The sequence below is a fragment of the Arthrobacter sp. H5 genome (assembly GCF_000520595.1).
Lineage (GTDB): Bacteria > Actinomycetota > Actinomycetes > Actinomycetales > Micrococcaceae > Arthrobacter_D.
Map to the genome: position 1 here is coordinate 1 of NZ_KI914993.1, position 18,144 is coordinate 18,144.

At 63.4% G+C, this 18,144-nt stretch carries 15 protein-coding genes and 2 tRNA genes; 13 read left to right on the plus strand and 4 right to left on the minus strand.

All coding sequences use genetic code 11. The features are described from left to right. Positions 1-676 precede the first annotated feature (676 nt). From Y708_RS0110190 to Y708_RS0110225, 7 genes are all read left to right on the plus strand, one after another. Positions 677-1,450, plus strand: a complete 774-nt coding sequence (locus Y708_RS0110190; protein WP_028279857.1) for a fumarylacetoacetate hydrolase family protein — start codon at positions 677-679, stop codon at positions 1,448-1,450. A gap of 380 nt (positions 1,451-1,830) precedes the next feature. Further along, on the plus strand, positions 1,831-3,330 hold the full coding sequence (gene gltX / locus Y708_RS0110200) for a glutamate--tRNA ligase (protein WP_028279859.1): 1,500 nt from the start codon (positions 1,831-1,833) through the stop codon (positions 3,328-3,330). Next, the gene (locus Y708_RS0110205) at positions 3,323-4,051 is read left to right on the plus strand and encodes an HAD family hydrolase (RefSeq protein ID WP_028279860.1); all 729 of its coding nucleotides are present in this window, start codon (positions 3,323-3,325) and stop codon (positions 4,049-4,051) included. The genes gltX and Y708_RS0110205 overlap by 8 nt, the downstream gene beginning before the upstream one ends. Before the next feature lie 68 nt (positions 4,052-4,119). Continuing rightward, positions 4,120-4,191, plus strand: a tRNA-Gln gene (locus tag Y708_RS0110210). 134 nt (positions 4,192-4,325) lie between these two features. Further along, a tRNA-Glu gene (locus Y708_RS0110215) sits at positions 4,326-4,401 on the plus strand. Positions 4,402-4,521: 120 nt separating this feature from the next. Beyond that, positions 4,522-6,318: a dynamin family protein gene (locus tag Y708_RS24220; RefSeq protein WP_035775947.1), complete on the plus strand. Its 1,797-nt coding sequence runs from the start codon at positions 4,522-4,524 to the stop codon at positions 6,316-6,318. Further along, the gene (locus Y708_RS0110225; protein ID WP_028279861.1) at positions 6,315-7,967 is read left to right on the plus strand and encodes a GTPase; all 1,653 of its coding nucleotides are present in this window, start codon (positions 6,315-6,317) and stop codon (positions 7,965-7,967) included. The genes Y708_RS24220 and Y708_RS0110225 overlap by 4 nt, the downstream gene beginning before the upstream one ends. Positions 7,968-8,003: 36 nt before the next feature. Here the strand turns inward: Y708_RS0110225 and Y708_RS0110230 are convergent, their stop codons facing one another. Both Y708_RS0110230 and Y708_RS0110235 read right to left on the minus strand, forming a co-directional pair. Then, positions 8,004-8,534, minus strand: coding sequence for a DUF1697 domain-containing protein (locus tag Y708_RS0110230; protein WP_028279862.1), 531 nt, complete (start codon positions 8,532-8,534; stop codon positions 8,004-8,006). A 115-nt stretch (positions 8,535-8,649) separates the two neighbouring features. Continuing rightward, positions 8,650-9,369 (minus strand): IclR family transcriptional regulator, encoded by a 720-nt coding sequence (locus Y708_RS0110235; protein WP_028279863.1) that lies wholly within the window; start codon positions 9,367-9,369, stop codon positions 8,650-8,652. A gap of 145 nt (positions 9,370-9,514) precedes the next feature. Between Y708_RS0110235 and leuC the strand changes: the two genes are divergently transcribed. From leuC to Y708_RS0110265, 6 genes are all read left to right on the plus strand, one after another. Next, entirely contained in the window at positions 9,515-10,975 is a 1,461-nt protein-coding gene (gene leuC / locus Y708_RS0110240; RefSeq protein ID WP_028279864.1) for a 3-isopropylmalate dehydratase large subunit, read from the plus strand. Positions 10,976-10,983: 8 nt separating this feature from the next. Beyond that, positions 10,984-11,583 (plus strand): 3-isopropylmalate dehydratase small subunit, encoded by a 600-nt coding sequence (leuD, locus tag Y708_RS0110245; protein WP_028279865.1) that lies wholly within the window; start codon positions 10,984-10,986, stop codon positions 11,581-11,583. A gap of 186 nt (positions 11,584-11,769) precedes the next feature. Then, positions 11,770-13,113, plus strand: a complete 1,344-nt coding sequence (gene murA, locus Y708_RS0110250; protein ID WP_028279866.1) for a UDP-N-acetylglucosamine 1-carboxyvinyltransferase — start codon at positions 11,770-11,772, stop codon at positions 13,111-13,113. A 15-nt stretch (positions 13,114-13,128) separates the two neighbouring features. Beyond that, positions 13,129-13,887: a lysophospholipid acyltransferase family protein gene (locus Y708_RS0110255; protein ID WP_028279867.1), complete on the plus strand. Its 759-nt coding sequence runs from the start codon at positions 13,129-13,131 to the stop codon at positions 13,885-13,887. Then, positions 13,884-14,915, plus strand: a complete 1,032-nt coding sequence (locus tag Y708_RS0110260) for an NAD(P)H-dependent glycerol-3-phosphate dehydrogenase (protein WP_028279868.1) — start codon at positions 13,884-13,886, stop codon at positions 14,913-14,915. The genes Y708_RS0110255 and Y708_RS0110260 overlap by 4 nt, the downstream gene beginning before the upstream one ends. Continuing rightward, on the plus strand, positions 14,912-16,039 hold the full coding sequence (locus tag Y708_RS0110265) for a D-alanine--D-alanine ligase family protein (protein WP_028279869.1): 1,128 nt from the start codon (positions 14,912-14,914) through the stop codon (positions 16,037-16,039). The genes Y708_RS0110260 and Y708_RS0110265 overlap by 4 nt, the downstream gene beginning before the upstream one ends. Before the next feature lie 92 nt (positions 16,040-16,131). On the opposite strand, the gene Y708_RS24225 is transcribed toward Y708_RS0110265, so the two are convergent. Together Y708_RS24225 and Y708_RS24230 are read right to left on the minus strand one after the other, a co-directional pair. Then, a complete protein-coding gene (locus Y708_RS24225) occupies positions 16,132-17,148 on the minus strand; it encodes a YeiH family protein (protein ID WP_051478883.1) in 1,017 nt (338 codons plus the stop codon). A gap of 143 nt (positions 17,149-17,291) precedes the next feature. After that, a complete protein-coding gene (locus Y708_RS24230; protein WP_253905772.1) occupies positions 17,292-18,140 on the minus strand; it encodes an ABC transporter substrate-binding protein in 849 nt (282 codons plus the stop codon). Positions 18,141-18,144 lie beyond the last annotated feature (4 nt).

Consider the following 18,144-nt stretch of genomic DNA (forward strand, 5'->3'; position numbering starts at 1 on the left):
TGTCATAGCCGTAGGTACGCGGCCGTGGCCTGCGCGCCACGGCCTTCGCCGGTCCCTTGCGTTTCCGGGCGTTCGCCAGCGCACGGCGTGCATTAGCCCGGGACCAGCCGGTCACACCGGTCAGCTCATCAAGAATCCTCCCCTTCTCCTTCTTGGCAGCCTTCGCGTACTCCACAGCGGCCTTCTTCGTGATTTCCCGACGCGCACCCATCGATAACCCGTGACCCATTCCTCATCGTCGCTGCCGTGCCCGTGACAGGCCGTGATTTCGCGAGCGTTTCTCAAATGAGGCATGCACCCCATTTCGCGAGCACTATAGATGAGTCTTGTCGAAGGGTGTTACTTTCCGGTAGGTATTCGTATACTTAGGAGATCGTAAGTGACGCTGGTCGCTGCGCCCTCCGAGCCCCTAAGGAACATGCTATGAAAAGGCTTTCCGCAATATTGCTGCTGACTGCAGCATTCGCTGTTGGTGGGTCAGCTGCAATGGCAGCAGATGCTGACGCTTCGAGTCAACGCACAAGTGGCGGCTACTCCAACACTGCAATTGACAACTGGCCACACTAGGCAGTCAGTGTCTCCGAAAGGGCCATGACGGTCCAGGCTCCACGGAGCTTCTCCGTCATGGTCCTTTTTGCGTGACTGGGCAACCGGCGGCGCGTGTAGCCTAGGTTCCATGCGTATAGCCCGGTTTGTCATTGACAATGATCCTGCGTTTGGGGTCGTCGAAGGAACAGAAGGTAATGAGGAAGTCGCCGTCATGAACGGCGATCCTTTCTACTCCGGTATCCAGCTCACCGGGGTCCGGCACAAATTGGAGGACGTGCGGCTGCTGGCTCCGGTGATTCCCCGGAGCAAGATCGTTGGAATCGGTCGTAATTTCGCGGAGCACGCCAAGGAACTGGGCAACGAGGTGCCACCCGCGCCGCTGATGTTCCTGAAACCCAACACCTCGGTTATCGGCCCTGGCGATCCGATAGTGCTCCCCTCATTCTCAGAGGCAGTTTCCTTCGAATCCGAACTCGCTGTGGTCATCGGCCGGATCTGCAAGGACGTTCCGATAGAGCGCGTCGACGACGTGATTTTCGGATATACCTGTGCCAATGACCTGACCGCACGGGACGTCCAGAAAACCGACAACCAGTGGGCGCGGGCCAAGGGCTTTGATACGTCCTGCCCGTTGGGGCCCTGGATTGAAACAGAACTGGACACGGAAGATCTCGCCGTCCGCGGCCGGCTCGACGGCGAAATCAAGCAGGATGGTTCAACCAGCCAGATGATCTGGGGAGTCCGCGAACTGGTCGCCTATGTATCGCAGGCCTTCACGCTGCTTCCTGGCGACATCATCCTGACCGGCACACCTTCAGGGGTTGGTCTCATCTCGGATGGCCAACGGTACGAAGTGGAGATCGAAGGGATCGGCACTCTTTCCAATCCGGCCCGGCGCTAGCCATGACTCTGCCGCACCGTCGCCGTCCAACGGGCGCGGGGCGCGATCCCGGGAGCCGCCGCCGCCACGAATGGCTCTACGCCGTGGCAGTTTGTGGCGGCCTGCTCATTTCAGCCCGCGCGGTGAGGTTAGCTGACGGTCCGCAGGTTGTTGTGTCCGTTCTCGCTGCGCTTGCCTTTGGAGCTGTGGCTTTCTTTATCCTGCGGCGCTTCCGGCCGGCTTCGCAACCTGCAGTACAGGCCGTGCTCGGGGCCGGAGTTGCCATCGGGTTGTTTGCAGGATGGTATTTCTTCTTCAGATAGTCCCTGTCACTCCGTGTAGTGACCCCCCACACCTCGCTTCGCTCGCCGCGGGCCCCTGTCACTACACTTAGACCCATCATGACTACTCCTGAAATTCCCATTGTCACGTCCGAAACCCCTGTCCGCGTCCGATTCTGCCCTTCACCCACGGGCACGCCGCATGTGGGTCTCATCCGTACTGCCTTGTTCAACTGGGCCTACGCGCGGCACACCGGCGGCCGCATGATCTTCCGCATCGAGGACACCGATGCGGCCAGGGACAGCGAGGAAAGCTACGAACAGTTGCTTGAGGCATTGAAATGGCTCGGCATCGATTGGGATGAGGGAGTGGAGGTTGGCGGCCCTCACGGGCCATACCGCCAGTCCGAGCGGGGAGAGATCTACCAGGACATCATTGACCGGCTGGTGCGGGCGGGCCACCTCTATGAGTCGTACTCCACCCCCGCGGAGGTGGAGGACCGGCACAAAGCTGCCGGACGCGACGTCAAGTTAGGGTATGACAATTTCGACCGCGAGCTGACCGAAGAGCAGAAGGAAGCCTTCAAGGCCGAGGGCCGGGCGGCAGTGCTTCGCCTCCGCATGCCGGAGGAGGACATCACGTTCACTGATCTGGTGCGCGGCGACATTACCTTCAAATCAGGCAGCGTGCCCGATTTCGCCGTCGTGCGTGCAAACGGGGCACCCCTCTACACGCTGGTCAACCCCGTGGATGATGCACTCATGGGCATCACCCATGTGCTGCGAGGAGAGGATCTCCTGTCTTCGACACCGCGTCAGGTGGCGTTGTACCGCGCCTTGATCGACATTGGCGTGGCCCGCTATATGCCGTTGTTCGGCCACCTGCCGTACGTCATGGGGCAGGGCAACAAAAAACTCTCCAAGCGTGACCCCGAGTCCAATCTGTTTCTCCACCGTGAACGCGGGTTCATCCGCGAGGGCCTCCTGAATTACCTGTCGCTGCTCGGATGGAGCCTCTCCGCCGACGAGGACATTTTCACTGTGGAGCAGTTGGTCGAGAAGTTCGACGTCCATGACGTGCTTGCCAACCCCGCGCGTTTCGACCTTAAGAAGGCCGAGGCTATCAATGGGACCCATGTGCGCCTCCTCGAGCCGGAGGACTTCCGTACGCGTGTTATTCCCTATCTGCAGGCGGCCGGTCTGCTCGGGGAAACTGTGAGCGTGCGAGAAATGAATATCCTTACCGAGGCTGCTCCGCTCATCCAGGAGCGCATTACGCTGCTCGGGGAGGCTCCAGGCATGCTTGGCTTCCTGTTCACCAACGATGACGACATCCAGCTTGCCGACGACGCACGGAAGGGACTCCCCGAGAACCTGCACGAAGTGCTCGATGCCACCCTGGCTGCCCTTGAACCCGTTGAGAACTGGAACGCCGATCACATCCAGGGGGCATTGCGGCAGGCACTGGTAGAGGACCTCGGCATCAAGCCGAGGCTCGCCTTCGGCCCGGTCCGCACGGCGATCTCAGGACGCCGGATCTCGCCACCGCTGTTTGAATCCATGGTCATCCTCGGCAGGGAATCGTCGCTGCGGCGCATCAGGGCGTTCAAGGATGCCTGAGGCTGCGCGCTTTCCTGTCGTGGACGGAGTCCTCTTCGACATTGACGAGACACTGGTGGACCTTGAAACCGCCATGGGCCGCACGCTCCATTACATCGGAGCCGAGACGCTTGCCCATCTCAGTGAGACGGAATGGGCGGACTACAAACGTCTCTTCACCAGTGACCCCCATGGGTATTACGACCGTTTCCTTGCCGGCGAGCTCACCTTTACGGAGCAGCGCATCGGCCGGGCGCGGCACGCCCACGCCGGCTATCTCACGGAGCCCTTCGAAGGCGATGTGGCCCATCGTTGGAATCAGGCGTATGAGGCCACCCTGCCGCTGCACTTTGAACCGTACGACGACGTCACACCCCTGCTGGAGAAGCTTCAGTCCGCGGAGGTTCCGTTTGGTGCAGTGAGCAACAACGTGCACGACTATCAGCGCGCCAAGCTCGACCGGGCAGGACTGCAATGCATTGCAGCTTTGGTGGGAATCGATGCCGTGGGTGCGGCCAAACCGGATCCCGCAATCTTCCTGGAAGGGGCGCGCAGGCTCGGCACCGCCCCCGAACGGACGCTCTATGTCGGGGATAACCGAGTGGTGGACGCGGAGGGGGCTGTTGCTGCTGGCCTGGTAGGAGTATGGCTGGACCGCTGCGGCGCGGGATATGATGGATATATTGGCCACCGCATCACCGGGTTGGCAGACGTTTTGCAGTTCCTGCCGCATGTCCGGTAAAGTTATTTCTCGGCGCTGAGGGCTTCGCGCAGCTGATCTGGCTTTGTTTGAGCTCTCAAAAGCGCCATTGGGGTATGGTGTAATTGGCAACACACTGGTTTCTGGTACCAACATTCTAGGTTCGAGTCCTGGTACCCCAGCGCTGTATACAAGCGGTTTTCCAAGACGGACTGCGGTACGCCGCCAGCCGTTTTGATTTGGCCGCGCAGCATCGGATGTGCAACAATCATCTAGCTCGTTTGGCGGTTTTCCGCCGGACAGCACACATAGTACTGGCCCCATCGTATAGCGGCCTAGTACGCTGCCCTCTCACGGCGGTAACGCGGGTTCGAATCCCGCTGGGGTCACCATCACCCCCGGAGCTGCAGGCTCCGGGGGTTTTTCCTTGCCTTTTAGAGGCGAGGGACTCACGGTTGGAATCGCCCAGCGCCATGGCAGGGTCACGCACGTCCAACTGGCATGATGGACGGATGACCCCCTTGCAGCCGGACGCGGACGAAGCCGAGCTCGCTTCCATCCTCGCCAGGCTCCGGGAAGCCCTGAAATCCTTGGCTTTCCCGCTTGACTTCGCCCGGGCACCCGAGGCGCGCTCCGACGCAGCAGCCGTAGCTGCCCAGTTGGACGACTACATTTTGCCCCGGCTTGCCAGCCTGGACGCGCCCTTGCTGGCCGTGGTCGGTGGGTCCACGGGAGCGGGGAAATCAACACTTGTCAACGCCTTGGTGGGCCACCCAGTCACACGTTCCGGCGCCATCCGGCCGACCACGCGCCAGCCGATCCTGCTGCACCATCCGGCTGAGGGCCACTGGTTCGCGGGCAGCAGGGTGCTGCCCTCGCTGTCCAGGGAACGCGCCGTCGTCATCGAAACGGACAACACACTGGGTACACCCGCCGATCAGGTGGGAATCGCTCCTTCCACTGCGGGAGCAGCCACCATGATGTTGGTCCCTGATCCGATGGTGCCGCGCGGCCTGGCAGTCCTCGATGCACCGGATGTCGATTCGATCGCTGACGAAAACCGCAGGCTCGCCGGCCAGCTCCTCGCCGCAGCCGATCTGTGGCTGTTTGTCACAACCGCAAACCGCTACGCCGATGCCGTGCCGTGGGAACTCCTCAGGAATGCGGCCGGGCGGGACATCCTCGTCGCCGTCGTACTGGACCGTGTCCCGGACGGCGTGGCCGAGGAGGTGCGCGCGGACCTGCATACACTGCTGGCCGCCGAGGAGCTGGGCCATGCCCCCATCTTCCTGGTGCCGGAGGTAAAACTGGATACTCTGGGGATGCTCCCTGAAGAAGCGGTCGATCCCATCCGGCGGTGGCTCCAGGCCATTTCGGCGGATGCCGAGGGCCGCCGGGATATTGCGCGGCGGACACTGGATGGCGCCGTCCGTTCCCTTGGTGGGCGGCTGAGCGGATTGGCTGTATCGGCCCGGTCACAGCAGGAGACTGCGGACATGCTGGAGAACGCGGCCACGGAAGCGTACGACGGCGCGCTGGCAGCGATCCTTGAATCCACCAGCGACGGCACGCTGCTGCGGGGTGAGGTGCTTGCGCGGTGGCAGGACTTTGTGGGCACAGGTGAGTTTATGCGTGCTCTCGAATCGCGCATTGGTCAGCTTCGTGACCGGATAGGCGGCTACCTGACGGGCAGGCCACCGCGGGTCGCCACAGTGGAAACCGCTATCGAGAGTGGCCTGCAGAATGTGATCGTGGAGGAATCAGCCAAGGCTGCGGCGGTGACGGACCGTATCTGGCGGGGCGACAGCGCCGGCCGGGTGCTGCTTCCGGAGCGTGCTCCCGCCGATGATTTCCCGGCCGAGACGGCCCGCCAGATCCGTGCCTGGCAGAAGGACCTCGTGGACTTGGTCCGCGCCGAGGGTGCCAACAAGCGCTTCGCCGCCAGAATGCTGTCCTTCGGCGTCAATGGCGTGGCCGTCGCATTGATGATTGTGGTGTTCGCATCCACGGCCGGGCTCAGCGGAGGCGAGGTGCTGATCGCCGGAGGATCCGCTGTGGTGGGGCAGAAACTCCTGGAAGCCATCTTCGGTGAGGAAGCGGTGCGCAAACTCGCGCGCACCGCGCGGGATCAACTTCGGCAGCGCTGCGAGGTCATGCTGGCCGCCGAAAAGTCGCGGTACACGGATCTGCTCGCACCCTTGCGCGGGCAGACCACCGCGGACGATTTGCTCTCCCTCTCCCGTGAACTCACGTCGCTCGAGGACGCCACGCCCGTGGACCCTGCGGACCGCCCGGACGGTCCCTGGTGAGCCGGCACAGGGGAGAGGCCGGGCCCTCGCGCCTGCAACTGCGCCTGGAGGCCCTGAACACGGCGCGGGAACTTGCTGAGGGACGCGTTAATCAAGCGCCCCTCAGCTCCGCGTATAAGGTATTGGACCACGCGGCCACCAGGCGTTCATTGTCGTCGGGCCACACCGTTGTCGGTGTGTTCGGGCCAACGGGCAGCGGCAAGTCTTCCCTGTTGAATTCGCTGATCGGCTCTGAGGTGGCGCGGGTTGCCGCACGCCGGCCCACCACCTCCGAGCCGCTCGCGGTGATCTGGGACGCGGACGGGAGCGGCCCGCTGTTGGACTGGCTGCAGGTTACCCAGCGCCACGTGATGCCGGCCGGTGCCCCGCTGTACCCGCAGGGCGCAGGAAAAGCAAGGAAGACCAGGAACGACGACGGCGGCCTCATCCTCCTCGATCTGCCCGACTTTGATTCAACAGCGCGCTCCCACCGCGACATTGTGGTACGGCTTGCGGGCCAGGTGGACATGTTGCTGTGGGTCACCGACCCGCAGAAGTACGCCGACGCCGCGCTGCATCACGGCTTCCTTAGACCTTTGGCCAGTCACGGCGCTGTGACGCTCATGGCGCTGAACCAGACCGACCGGCTTTCGGAGGCCGAGTTGGAACAGGTGTCAGGATCCCTGCAGAACATCCTCGCCGCCGACGGGCTGAAGCCGGTGGCCGTTCACTCCATCTCGGCGCTGACGGGACGCGGTCTGGACGTGCTGGCAGCGAAGATCCGCGACATCGCCGGCAACAGGAAGTCGGCAGAGGCACGGCTGGCCGCTGACATCGATTCCGCGGTTGAATCGCTTGCCGAATTTACCGGGCCCGCGCTTGATCCACCGTCCAAACAACTCAGGACGGCACTGGCCGCCGGGCTCGCGGAGGCGGCGGGCGCTGATGCGGTGATTGACGCCGTCGTGCGTTCCTACCGCCGCGACGCGCACGCTGCGACCGGCTGGCCCGTGACCCGTTGGCTGGGCCGGCTCCGTGCCGACCCTCTGCGCCGCCTCAACCTGCGCCGCGAGGAAGTGGACGCTTTGCCCGGCCGCACCTCCCTGCCTACGCCGGGTCCTGCCCAGCGCGCCGCGGCGGATAAAGCGCTCCGGCAGTTCGCCGATGGATCAGCTGGCAAGGTTGGCGAACCGTGGCGCTCAGCCATTCAGGACGCAGCCCGCATGGCATCGCCTTCGCTGCTGGACGGGCTGGACAACGCGGTTGCCCGCACCGACTTCGTCAGCGGATCCCGGTCCTGGTGGTGGCCGGTTGCGGGGGCGTTGCAGTGGCTGTTCCTCGCCGCGGCGGTGGCCGGACTTGCCTGGCTGGGCGTGCTGGCGGGTATGGGTTTTCTGCAGTTCGCGGTGCCGGCGGCGCCCCTGATTGAGGGAATACCGGTGCCTACACTGCTGGCTGTGGGGGGATTGGTTGGCGGAGTTGTGTTGTCGCTGCTCTCTGCTGCCCTGGCTCGTTTCGCCGCGCAGTTGAGGGGAAAACGCGTACGACGACGGCTGGTTGCGTCGATCGCTGAGGCCTCGGATACGCTGGCCGCGGCGCCCGTTGCGGCCGAAGTTTCGCGCTACAACGACTTCTGCGCAGCAGTGAAGGCGGCGCGGGCCTCAGGGTGATTTTCCGGTCGTGGACGCCCGGGATGCCGCCCACCGCTACCTACCCAGCGCGGCCAGGACCTTATTCAGTGTCCTGAGGTTGCGCGTGGTGGTGGCGTTCTTGAACCGTGGTTTGTTGGTCAGCTTGTTCAGCGGACTCTCGAGGGTCTGGCCTTTTGGTGCGGACCACGCGGCCGCTTCGGGACCAAGTACCTCGGCGGGCTCTCCGGCGGCCGTTGCAGCGTCAACCAGTTCGGTCAGCACGGCCGGATCCGAGAAAAGCGTGATGTATGTGTGGGTTGCGGGATCGTCCGCTGGAAAAGGACAGGCGTTGACGATGCCGCGCAGCCGGTCTGCTTCAAGGACAACCACCCAGGCTTCGTAGCCGAAATCCTTGCGCAGCGCTGTCTCGACAGCCGATGTGAGGTCCTGCAGGCTGAGGTCGGTGCTGCACACAACATTTCCCGACGCGAGCAGCGTGAGTACGTTATTGACGGGAAGCCGCTCGAACGAAGCGCGCAGATCCGCCGACTTGATGGTCACTCCGCCAACGTTGACGCCGCGCAGAAACACAGCATAGTCGCTCATGATTCCAGCCTATTCCGGGTACATCGACTCTCCCCAATGTGACGTTCTCACGCCTAATTTGGGGCTCAGAAGGTCCATTTGGGGAGAGTCGATGCACGTTATGGTCAGCCGACGCCTACTCCGCGGCTTTCCCGACGGCGTTGGTCAGCTGCAGCGCCGCATTGACCACCACTTCAGCATGGATCCGACCTGGCTGCCGGGTGAGCCGCTCCATCGGACCTGAGATTGAGACGGCGGCGATGACCCGGCCGGACGGCCCGCGCACCGGCGCTGACACCGAGGCGACCCCGGGCTCGCGTTCGCCCAGGCTCTGGGCCCACCCGCGCCGTCGTACTCCGGCGAGGACCGTGGGAGTAAACCGCGCGTTGTGGAGTCCTTTCAACAGGCGGTCATGGTCTTCCCAGGCGAGCAGGCACTGCGCTGCGGAGCCGGCCTTCATGGACAGCTGTGTACCCACCGGGATGGTGTCGCGCAGCCCGATCGGCCGCTCCGCTGAGGCCACACACACGCGCCACTCGCCTTGGCGGCGGAAGAGCTGCGCGCTCTCACCGGTGGCATCCCGAAGCTGAAGAAGAACAGGACCGGCGGAGGCAATCAGACGGTCCTCACCCGCGGCCGATGCAAGCTCCACCAGCCGGCTGCCAAGCACAAACCGGCCCTGGATATCCCGGCTGACCAACCGGTGATGCACCAGCGCAAGAGCCAGGCGGTGCACTGTAGGCCGTGCCAGGCCCGTAGATGCCACGAGCTGAGCCAGCGTTGTGGGCCCGGCTTCAAGGGCATCCAGCACCATTGCCGCTTTATCTATGACGCCGACACCGCTAGAATTGTCCATACAATGATATTGACGTCTCATTATCTGAGACGCAAGTCCCGGAGGTGGCGCGCAAAGCGGCGCGGCTGCTTCAGTAAAGACAGCGTTCAGCAAAAGCAAAGCATTCAACGGCAGTAGCATTCAACGGCAGTGGAGGATACCGGCCATGGGCAACACGCTCGCAGAGAAAGTCTGGGAATCGCACATCGTGCGTAAGGGCGAGGTGGTGGGCAGCGAAGCCCAACCGGACCTGCTGTACATCGACCTCCATTTGGTGCACGAGGTGACGTCGCCCCAGGCCTTTGAGGGTCTGCGGCTTGCCGGGCGCAAGCTGCGCCGTCCGGACCTGACGATCGCCACCGAGGACCACAACACTCCCACCCTGGACATCCACAAGCCGATCGCGGACCCCACCAGCCGCACGCAAATTGAAACCCTGCGTGCCAACTGCAAGGAATTCGGCGTCAGGCTTCACTCGCTCGGCGACGCGGAGCAGGGCATCGTCCATATTATCGGACCGCAGCTTGGCCTTACCCAGCCGGGTAACACGGTGGTCTGTGGCGACTCGCACACCTCCACGCACGGTGCCTTTGGGGCGCTGGCGATGGGCATCGGCACCTCCGAGGTGGAGCACGTGATGGCCACCCAGACACTTTCTCTCAACCCGTTCAAGACCATGGCCATCAATGTGGAGGGCACGCTGAAGCCCGGCGTTACCTCCAAGGACATCATCCTTGCGGTCATCGCCAAGATCGGCACCGGCGGGGGACAGGGCTATGTGCTGGAGTACCGCGGCTCTGCGATCCGGGCGCTGTCCATGGACGCCCGCATGACCATCTGCAACATGTCCATCGAAGCCGGGGCGCGCGCTGGCATGGTGGCACCTGACGAGACCACATTTCAGTACCTTCAGGACCGGCCGCACGCGCCACAGGGCGCCGACTGGGATGCCGCCGTCGAGAACTGGCGGGCACTGCGCACGGATGATGACGCAGTGTTCGACGCCGAGGTTTTCCTTGACGCCAACGAACTCGAGCCGTTTGTCACCTGGGGCACCAACCCCGGTCAGGGCGTATCGCTCAGCCAAGCCGTGCCGTCACCGGACGACTTCGCCGACGAGAATGACAAGGCAGCCTGCAATCGCGCTCTCGAATACATGGCGCTGGAAGCCGGGACCCTGATGAAGGACATCCGTGTGGACACCGTGTTCCTTGGCTCCTGCACCAACAGCCGGATCGAGGACCTGCGCATCGCTGCGGATATCATTCGCGGCCGCGAGAAGGACCCGGCGATCCGCATGATGGTGGTTCCCGGATCCGCGCGCGTAAGGCTGGAAGCGGAGGCCGAGGGACTGGATCAGGTGTTCAAGGATTTCGGCGCCGAATGGCGCTTTGCCGGCTGCTCCATGTGCCTTGGCATGAACCCCGACCAGCTGGCCCCGGGGGAGCGCTGTGCCTCCACGTCCAACCGGAACTTCGAAGGCCGCCAAGGCAAGGGCGGTCGTACCCACCTGGTGTCCCCGGTTGTCGCTGCGGCGACAGCCGTGCGCGGAACGCTGAGTTCGCCGTCGGACCTCGATCCGCTGCCGCCCGCCGCCCATCTGGCCTCCACCAACCACGCCGCGTAGGAGCTGTTATGGAAAAGATCACCACCCACACCGGAATCGGCGTCCCAATGCGGCAGAGCAACGTGGACACCGACCAGATCATCCCTGCCGTCTACCTCAAGCGGATCACCCGCACCGGCTTCGAGGACGCACTCTTCGCGGAGTGGCGCAAGGAAGAGAACTTCATTCTCAACAAGGAGCCTTTTATCCGCGGGTCGGTGCTGGTTGCCGGACCGGACTTCGGCACCGGGTCTTCCCGCGAGCACGCGGTGTGGGCGCTCAAGGACTTTGGTTTCAGGGCTGTCCTGGCCTCCCGGTTCGCCGATATCTTCAGGGGCAATTCGGGTAAGCAGGGACTGGTGGCGGCGCAGGTTGCCCAGGATGACATCGAGCTCATCTGGAAAGTCCTGGAGAACCACCCCGGCACCGAGATTACGGTGGACCTTGAGTCCCGTTCGGTCACCTGCGGCTCGGTTGTTGCGTCCTTCCAGATTGACGACTACACGCGTTGGCGGCTCCTGGAAGGCCTGGACGATATTGGCCTGACCCTGCGCCATGAGGAAGACATCACCGCGTTCGAGGCGTCACGTCCGGAATGGAAGCCAAAGACACTGCCCGCCCGCACCTGATTCAGTGTTCTTACCCACGCAGCTCCCGGGAATGAGGCGTAGCGGCCGTCTGTTGACACCAGTGGGCGCGCTCAACACGGTGCCCTCATCAACGTCCGGTATTTCAGTCTGGTAACTGGACCTCCTATGCTTGGTTGGAGTCTTTATCTGCTGGCGGGGCTTATCTGCAAGAGGAAATAGGTGTTCATGGGTAGTGTGCTGACCATCCGCGGCGGTGTTCCGTTGAATGGAAAGGTTTCCGTTCGCGGAGCCAAAAACCTGGTACCGAAGGCCATGGTTGCTGCCCTGCTGGGCAACGCCCCATCGGTGCTAAGGAACGTCCCTGAAATCAAGGACGTGGACGTTGTCACCAGCCTGTTGAAGCTTCACGGTGTTGAAGTAACCAAGGACCCGGTCACTGGTGACCTGACCATGGATCCTCAGAACGCGAAGATGGCGAAGTCAAAAGATATTGACGCGCACGCCGGGGATTCGCGCATTCCAATTCTGTTCTGCGGCCCCTTGATGCACAGCATCGGTGAGGCCTTCATCCCGGATTTGGGTGGCTGCAAGATCGGCGACCGTCCGATCGATTACCACCTGCAGGTTCTTCGCCACTTCGGTGCCGTGGTGGACAAGCGTCCCGGCGGGATCTCGATTTCCGCCCCCAAGGGTCTGCACGGCGCCAAGCTCGAGCTGCCTTACCCGAGCGTGGGTGCCACGGAGCAGGTTCTCCTGACTGCCACGCGTGCGGACGGAATCACGGAGCTCAGCGGTGCCGCCGTCGAGCCTGAAATCATGGACCTGATCGCCGTCCTGCAGAAGATGGGCGCCATCATCACGGTGCAGACGGACCGCACCATCCGCATTGAAGGAGTAAGCGAACTCAGCGGGTTCAACCACAAGGCCATCTCGGACCGCAATGAGACCGCCTCCTGGGCATCAGCGGCACTTGTCACACAGGGCGACATCTATGTGGAAGGCGCCCGTCAGCTGGATCTGACCGCTTTCCTGAACACCTACCGCAAGATCGGTGGAGCCTTCGACGTGAACGACGACGGCATCCGCTTCTATCACCCGGGCGGCAAGCTCTCCCCGCTGGTGCTGGAAACTGACGTACACCCTGGCTTCATGACGGACTGGCAGCAGCCGCTGGTGGTTGCCCTCACCCAGGCCGAAGGCGTCTCCATTGTCCACGAGACTGTCTACGAGAACCGGTTTGGGTTCACCGAGGCACTGGTCCGCATGGGTGCAAACATCCAGGTACACCGCGAGTGCCTTGGCAGTGTGCCGTGCCGCTTTGGGCAGCGCAACTTCCTGCATTCGGCAGTGATTTCCGGGCCGGCGCAGCTGCAGGGAACTGAGATCGACATTCCCGACCTGCGAGGAGGCTTCAGCCACCTCATTGCCGCGTTGGCAGCGAAGGGCACATCCCGGGTCACGGGAATCGAGCTGATCAACCGCGGGTACGAGCGTTTCCAGGACAAACTTGAGGGCCTCGGCGCGGACTTCGATGCCACCTCCAGTAACACCGGGAACAGCCGCCAGTAGCTGCGGCCTCAGACAATGACGGAAACCGTAAAATCCCGGGCGACCTTTGCCGTGCTCGCGGCCATCCTGCGACCGCTGATGAACGCAATGATGTCCAAGGAGTGGAAGGGCGCCGAACTGCTTCCGCGGGATACGGGCTTCATTGTCTGTCCCAACCACGTCACTGAGATCGACCCTGTGGTCATTGGGCATTTCCTGTACAACAACAAGGTCATGCCGCACTTCCTGGCCAAGGCCTCGCTGTTCAAGGTGCCGGTGCTGGGTGCAGCGCTGCGGGCCACCCTGCAGGTGCCGGTTGAACGCACGACGGCGGGAGCCAACCGTTCGCTGGAGACCGCCAGGCAAGCGATCAGCGACGGCGGCGGAATCATCATCTATCCCGAGGGCACGCTGACAAGGGATCCCGACATGTGGCCTATGAAAGGACGGACCGGTGCGGCGCGCCTTGCCCTGCAGACCGGAGCGCCGGTGGTGCCGATCGCCCATTGGGGAGCGCACCAGGTTTTCCCCCGGTACGCGAAGCGCCTCTACCTGTTTCCCCGCAAGCATTCACGTGTGCTGGTGGGGCAGCCGGTGGACCTCACTGAGTTCGAGGGCAAGCCGATCACCCGCACCACCCTTGACGCAGCAACCGGCCGGATCCTCGATTCCCTCACAATGCTGGTGGGCGAGCTGCGCGGTGAGACGCCGCCGGCTGAACGCTGGGATCCCGCAGCGAAGAAGCAGAAGCGGACCGGCCGCAACTTCGAGTCGCCCGCAGGCGACGCCCAGTGAACCGCCGGCCGCCCGCGGTTGTTGCCGTCCTTGGCAGCGGCAGCTGGGGGACCACCTTCGCCAAGGTGCTGGCTGACGCGGGGGAGCTGCACGGTACCCAGGTGAGGCTGTGGGCGCGGCGTGAGGACGTCGCAGCGGAGATCAATTCGAAGCACACCAATAGCCGCTATCTCGGCGACACGGTGCTCCCGGAAACCATCACCTGTTCAACCGATGTTGCCGGTGTCCTTGACGGGGCGGAAGTTGTGGTGATCGCCGTTCCCGCGCAATCGCTCCGCCCGCAGCTCGCGGTATGGAAGCCGCTGATCCCGGCGGACGCCGTCGTGGTATCCCTGATGAAGGGACTCGAAGTGGGCACCGATGACCGCATGAGCCAGGTCCTGGCCGGCGAACTGGAGCTGCCGGACCGGCGAATTGCAGTGGTGTCCGGACCCAACCTCGCGATGGAGATAGCCCGCAGGGAACCCACCGCCTCCGTCGTGGCCTCGGCCGATGCAGGTGTTGCGTCCTGGATCGCCGCGGCATGCACTGCACGGTATTTCCGCCCGTACACCAACACCGACGTGGTGGGGGTGGAGATCGGGGGCATCGTCAAGAACGTGATTGCCCTGGCTGTAGGGATCTGCGAGGGCAAACAGATGGGCGATAATACCAAGGCCTCGGTGATCACGCGCGGGCTGGCGGAGACCACCCGGCTGGCGGTGGCGCTGGGCGGAGAGGCAGAAACCATGGCCGGCCTCGCCGGGATGGGCGACCTCATTGCCACCTGTTCATCCCCGCTCTCCCGGAACCACACGGCCGGACGCCTGCTGGGCCAGGGCCTCACCCTCGATGAGGTCACATCGGTCATGAATCAGACGGCCGAGGGCATCAAATCCGCCCAGGCCGTCCTGGACCTGGCACGTCAACTGCAGGTGGACATGCCCATCACGGAAAGCGTGGTTGCTGTTCTGCAGGGTAGTCTGTCCGTTCATGACCTGGGGCCGCGGCTGTTGGCCCGCGAGCTCAAATCCGAAGGCGAACTGTGACTTTATCCCCGAAACCCCGCGTCCTTGTGCTCTTCGGTGGGCGCTCCAGCGAGCATGCGGTGAGCTGCGTGACTGCTGCGGGAGTGCTGGAGGCGATTGACCGGGACAAGTACGACGTTGTTCCCGTGGGTATTGCGAAGAACGGCCAATGGGCGCTGGTTGCGTCCGATCCCGGCCAGTGGTCGCTGCGATCGTCGGTGCTCCCCGAGGTTCCGGTGTCGCCTGAGTCGGTGGTGTTGGCGACAGCGTCCGACGGCGGTTCCGGGCAGGAGCTGGTGGCAACCTCGGCTGAACGGATGCCGCGCAGCCTTGGCGAGGTGGATGTGGTGATGCCGCTGCTCCACGGACCTTTTGGCGAGGACGGAACCCTGCAGGGAATGCTGGAAATGGCCGACGTGCGTTACGTGGGCGCCGGAGTTCTGGCGTCCGCCGTCGGTATGGACAAGCACTTCATGAAGGTGGTGTTCGCCTCAGCGGGTCTGACCGTGGGACCGTATGAGGTCATCACCGACCGGCAGTGGACCAGGGATTCCGCCGGGTGTCTTCGACGGGTTGCGGCATTGGATTTTCCCGTATTTGTGAAGCCTGCCCGCGCGGGGTCCTCGATGGGCATCACCCGGGTCGCAGCGCCGGACGGTTTGGCCGCCGCCGTCGAGACCGCTCGGGCCTTTGACCCGAAGGTCATCATCGAAGCCGGCATCACCGGGCGCGAGATTGAGGTTGCCGTGCTGCAAGGACGTGGTTCGGATGATCCGAGGACCAGCCTGCCCGGGGAGATTGCGGTCCAGCCCGGTGGGCATGACTGGTACGACTTCGAAGCCAAGTATGTGGACGGGGCGGCCGCCGAGCTCAGCTGTCCGGCGGACCTGCCATCCGACGTGACCGACCGCGTGCGTGAACTGGCAGGGCAGGCGTTTGACTCCGTGGGAGCTGAGGGCCTGTCCCGCGTGGACTTCTTTTACACCCCTGCCGGTGAGCTGATCATCAATGAGATCAACACGATGCCCGGTTTTACCCCGATCAGTATGTATCCGCAGATGTGGGCGAAATCCGGCCTGACGTATACGGAGTTGATCGATGAGCTGATCGGTCTGGCCCTGGAACGGAAAACGGGCCTCCGCTAACTTCCCCTTCGATCGACTCTCCCCAAAGTGACCTTCTCAAGGCAATTTTGGGGCTGAGAACGTCCGTTTGGGGAGAGTCGATGCAAGAGAGGCTAGGTGACCAGCAGCGCGCCCACCAGTGAAATCCCACCGAGAAATACCGTCGAGAGGGCGCCCAGAACCAGCGTGCGGCCTCCGGTCCGGGCCAGGTGCGGCACGTCAATTCCAGTTCCCAGCCCAAACATGGCCGCGGCCAGCAGCCAGGTTGCGGTTGTCGCGGCAATGTCGAGCAAGGGCTCCGGAACCAGTCCGGTGGAGCGCACCAGCACGAGCGCCAGGAACCCGATCACAAACAGCGGAACAATGGGATCCACCCGCCCGCTGGCAACGGCCTTCTTAATGCCTTCCGAGCGCCGCAGCGAAATGGAGATAAACGCTGCAACCGGCGCCAGAAGAACCACCCGGCCTAGTTTGACCACGGTGGCAACCGCCAGGGCAGCTGCACCGGCGGTGCTGGCCGTTGCGACAACCTGCGCCACCTCGTGCACGGCAAGGCCGGACCAGATGCCAAACGTTTCGGGGGAGAGGCCCATCAAAGAGCTGATCAGTGGAAGGCCAAGAATCACCAGCGACCCGTACAGGGTGACCATGGCGATGGAACTGGCCACCTCGTCGTCGTCGGCGTCCACAATGCTCTGCATTCCGGCGATAGCCGAGGCGCCGCAGATCGAGAAGCCGGCAGCCATGAGCGTGGCCCCGGAACGGGTGAGGCCCAGCCGCTCACCCACATACCGGGTGAAGATGAAGCTCAGCACCACACAGAGCACAATCAGGATGAGCACGGAAAGGCCCAGATCCCAAATGTCGGGCAGGGACAGCTGCAGGCCCAAAAGTACTACTCCGATACGGAGGAACCGTTTGGTGGCCATCTGGATACCGGGCTGAATCCGGGGATGAAACAGCCCGGTGTTGCGGATCAGCAGCCCCAGGGCCAGGGCAATCACCAGTGCGCCGGCAAACTGCTGCAAGCCGGCCAGCACGACGGCGGCGCCCACTGCCGCTGCCATCACGAGCACACCGGGCGCGTAGCTTGCCACGGCCGCCGCTGCGGCGGAGCGTTGTGTGGGCACTGTCTTCTTCCTGGATTACCCGGTGGTTGGGTCTCCACGCGGGCCTGGCGGCCCTTGGTCGACCACCGGGGGCGGGCCTGGCGGCCCTCCGGCGATCGACCAAGCGAGGGACGAGCGCGTGGAGATCCGGCGAAGCGAGGAGCTTAGACGAGTCCGAATTCCTCAAGGAATGCGGCTGCCACCTCGGAGCTTGACTGCTTGTCCACCTGGACCATGGCGAGGTACTCGGTGAGGTTCTCGGTGGTGAGTGCAGCCGAGATCTCGTTGAGCGCTGCCGTGATGGTGTCGTTGACCTTGGATTCACGGATAATCGGCACAATGTTCTCCGAGAGGAACAGGCTCTCGGTATCCTCAAGGACCACCAGCGACTCGGTTTCAATGGTCGAGTCAGTGCTGAAGATGTTGGCTACATCAACTTCGCCGCTGAGGAGCGCTTCGCGTGTCAGCGGACCGCCGGCGTCCAGCGGGCGGAATTCGGCGAACGTGATGCCGTAGACCTCTTCAAGACCTATCAGGCCCTGAAAACGCTCGGAGAACTCAGGGCCGGCGGCGAGGGTGAGTTCACCGGCAACGTCCGTCAGATCTTCCATGGTCTCAAGACCGTATTCCTCGGCCGTTTCCGGCAGGACCGCGAGCGTGTCCTTGTCCTCGGCTTCCGACTGCTCCAAGGCAACGATACCCTCGGGCAGCACCTCAACCATGGCGTCGTACACCTCTTCGGGATCGGTGACCCCTTCAGGAGCGCCGCCTTCAACGAGCGAGGAGTACAGGGCGCCGTTGTACTCGGGGAGCAGGTCTATGGAACCGTCTTCCAAGGCAGCGAGGTACAGGTCGCGGGCGCCGATGTTGAAGTTGCGTTCCACCTCGATGCCTTCCGCTTCGAGGACTTGGGCGTACATCTCCGCGAGCAGCTCGCTCTCCGGGAAGTTGGCTGATCCGATGGCGATTGTCTCGGCGGCAACTGACTCGCCGCCACCGCCGCCGGATTCCAGCGGG